This is a genomic window from Frankia sp. CeCAU1, from assembly GCF_977971845.1.
Window position 1 is genome coordinate 14,903 of the sequence record NZ_CDWWXA010000083.1, and the last position, 3,478, is coordinate 18,380.

Annotated in this window: 2 protein-coding genes and 1 pseudogene; 1 reads left to right on the forward strand and 2 read right to left on the reverse strand. The window is 66.6% G+C overall.

Translation table 11 applies throughout. The features are described from left to right. Nucleotides 1-3: 3 nt before the first annotated feature. A complete protein-coding gene (locus AC08OO_RS15130) occupies nucleotides 4-864 on the reverse strand; it encodes a LacI family DNA-binding transcriptional regulator (RefSeq protein WP_476618671.1) in 861 nt (286 codons plus the stop codon). Nucleotides 865-953: 89 nt separating this feature from the next. Then, nucleotides 954-1,718 carry an isocitrate lyase/PEP mutase family protein gene (locus AC08OO_RS15135; protein ID WP_476611584.1) on the reverse strand — a complete coding sequence of 255 codons (765 nt, stop codon included), beginning with the start codon at nucleotides 1,716-1,718 and terminating at the stop codon, nucleotides 954-956. Nucleotides 1,719-2,856: 1,138 nt separating this feature from the next. Here AC08OO_RS15135 and AC08OO_RS15140 point away from each other — a divergent pair. Further along, a pseudogene (locus tag AC08OO_RS15140) lies at nucleotides 2,857-3,478 on the forward strand (TM0106 family RecB-like putative nuclease); the annotation flags it as partial.

Consider the following 3,478-nt stretch of genomic DNA (forward strand, 5'->3'; position numbering starts at 1 on the left):
GAGTTATGTTGTTCCGCTCGCGGGGCGGCACGTCGTGTCACGGATCTCGATGCTCACGGGCAGCACGGCCACTTCCGAGGCGTCCAGGTTCTGGGAAGCATCCGGAACAGCGTCGAGGAGACTGAGCAGCAACTCGGCGGCGATCTTCCCCTGACGGGCCAGCGGCTGGACGACCGTCGTCAGCTCGAACACCTCTGCCTTGTCGTGCCCGCCGAAGCCGATAACAGACATGTCCTCCGGCACGCGGAGCCTGGCACGGCGCAACGCCCGCAGCGCACCCATCGCCATCTCGTCGTCCGCGGCGAACACCGCCGTGGGCAGCGACTCGACCGCGAGCAGCTCAGCCATGGCCCGCTCACCTCCCCGCCAGGTAAAATCCCCGACCGCCTCCAACCCCGGGTCACATTCGATACCGGCAGCCGCGAGAGCCTCGCGGTACCCGCGCCGCCGATCCGCGGAAGCGGTGGAAAGCGCCGTCTCGCGATCATCTGATCCGTCCCCGGCCGCCTCACCCGAGATCAGCCCGATCCGCCGATGACCCAGGTTGATCAGGTGCTGTACCGCTGTACGGGCACCGCCGACGTCATCGACCCGCACGCTGGGGAAACCGGGCACGCTCGCGCCGACCAGAACAACTGGTTCTTTAAGAAGGAAGCCCAGGATTTCGATCTCCGTCGGAGTGACCGGAGTGAGAGGTGGACACAGGACGAGCGCCGCATCGACTCGCTCACACAGTGACAGCGCATCGAGGAGGCCCGAGTCGTCCCCGAGGTTGTACAGCAACAGGTCCCGCCCGGCCCCCCGCAGCACCGCCTCGGCCCCCCTGAGGACTTCGAGGAAAACCCAGTTGGCCACATCCGGCACGATCACCCCTTGTGGACCAGGACCGCGCCGGTCAGGCTCAAAACGGCGGCGAGCACGGCGAAAATAATCGCGGCTGGGAGGGTACGCATTCACGAGGTCTCCGATCTCTGACACCGATGCGATCTGATCGTCCAGTTGTGGAGCGGGGCCGGTCCTGGCTTCTCCGATCTGTTGGGCGGTGTCTTCCATCGCCCGACAGATCGGAGGGGCTGGTTCGCGAAGATCCAGTGCGTGATACCGGACCTGGCGTACTCCTCGGCACCGAGCACTGGACAGCAGATTGGTGCGATGAACACCGGCGTGCGCCGATCCCATCCCCGGCCGAATTCCAGAAGTTCCTCGCCCCCATCGGGTCGCGTGGCTTGCACAAACACCGCGTCCGCGCCAGCATCCACATAGCGGTTCGCGCGGTTCAAGGCCTCGGCCACGCCGTGCCCGGCCACCAACGCTTCGGTTCGGGCGATCAAGAAACAGCTGGGCTCCAGCCCGCGGCGCGTGGCGCGGAGGCGCTTCTCCTGTTCCTCCACGCTGGCCAGGTCCCGCTTACCGGGGTACAGGCTTGACCACTTGTCCAGCGTGTTGTCCTCGATGCACACCGCGCTCGCGCCGGCCTGGGAGATTGTCCGCGCCGCCAGGTCTATCTTGCGCGGGTCTCCGTACCCGGATTCCATGTCCACAACCACCGGATGACGCGTCGTCCTCGCCACGGTCCGCACCACACTGGCCATCTCGGAGGAATCTATTAGCCCGAGATCGGGAAGGCTCCCCAGCGCGGCGGACACACAGAAACTGCTCACCCAGACGAAGTCGGGGTTGTGCCTGTCGGCCAGCCGTGCGGACGAGCCGTCATACACGCCAACTCCGAGACGTACAGGAGTCTCGGTCGAGAACCAGCTGGGTGTCACGTGATCGCCTTCCCGGTTTGTGATGTCGAAGAGTTCGACCTTTAACCATTGGAGTGGTATGCGTAGCGCTCCATCGAGCCGCACAGATGAAATCTTCGTTGGGAGCTAGCGGCTGCCCGGTGACCATCACGGCGCCCGCGGCTACGGGCCCGGCACCCTGCTCGTGACCGACGGTGGCATGCCGGAGGACGGCGCCGTCGATCAGCGTTCGGGGCGGGGAGGGGGTCGGACCCCCGGGGATGCCAAAGATGATCTTTTCATTCGTCGGCCCCAACGAACCGACCACCGACCGCGCTCCGGTCATCTTCTTGATCCTTTTTCTCCGGTCGCTGAGGTCATGAAGATCCGAAGTGAGTCCTCGGGGCATATAGTCAACTATCATGTTTACGTACGCTACTCCCGGATTGGTGTCGATGCGCGTCGCGCGTCGCCTGGGGGCGTGTGACGTAAATCTCCCTAGCTGAGGTGCCAGGCCCTCCTATCGATCATGATCTCAGCTAGCTTGCTGGGACTTTTGGGGCATTTGAAGCTTTTGCGTAGCCGTCATGTACGGTTCGAAACCGTGATGTCATCCTTGGTTAGGTTGCATGGGCCCTGGTCCGTGAGGAGCACGGAGTCCCAGGACGCCCGATCCTTATGATCGTAACAATCGATCAGTTGAAGATTGTGTTATCGCTGGACGAGCACTGCGTCCCGCTCCGTCCACGCTGGTACATGCGTGGCTCACCGCTCGCGACCGTGCGGTGTGTCGGGCAGTTCTCGCCTGCTCGTGGTTACGGGTCCACGTGTAGAGCCGGGTACGGGCCCGGCGGCCGACCACACGCCCCAGCCGATGGCCGTCGTCACCTCGGTGTCCCGCGAGACGGACAGGGCGCGTACCCCACGCCCGGCCGGTGTCGCAGCCCTCACCGGCCACCTTCAGTCCTTCGGGGCACGCCCGGCCGGGTTGGTCCGGACCGTGAACCCGGATCGGGAGAGGATTGGCACGGGACCGAACGGGATGGCCCGGATGGAAACGGGATGGCCCGGATGGAAACGGGATGGCCCAGATGGGGATGGTGTCGTGCACAGGTTCGAGGACCGCTGGGTGGTTTCCGCCAGTGATCTTGTCGACGTCGTCGAGTGTGGGCATCGCGTCGGGCTTGCGCACGCGCTCGCCGCCGGGCTGGTGACCGGGGAGACGTCGGAGAACGGGCCCCGCCGGATCGACCGGGTGCGCCTGACCCCCGCGGACACCACTGCCGTGCGGCACGGCGAGGCGCACGAACGACGCTGGCTGGAGCATCTGCGCCGGTGTTTTGGCGCGGACGGGGTCGTGGCGATCGAGCGGCCCGCCCCCACGCTCGCCGCCCTGGCCCAAGCCCACGAGCGGACCCGCCAGGCGTTGGCCGCCGGGGTTCCCGTCGTCTACCAGGGGGCGCTGTTCGACGGCGCGTTCCAGGGGCGCCCCGACTTCCTCATCGCGGCGCATCTCGACCCGGTCGCCGGCGCATCGACCGGGCCCGCGGTCGCGGGCCGTTACGAGCCCTACGACGCCAAGCTCGCCCGGCACGCCAGTCCGGGAGCCGTGCTGCAGCTCGCCGCCTACGCGGCGGCCTTACCGTCGGTGGGCGTACCCGTTCCGCGGTTCATGCATCTGCTGCATCCCGCGCAGCGGGCCACCGAGCCAGAGCCAGAGCCAGAGCCCGCGCTCGGGGTCGGGGTCGGGG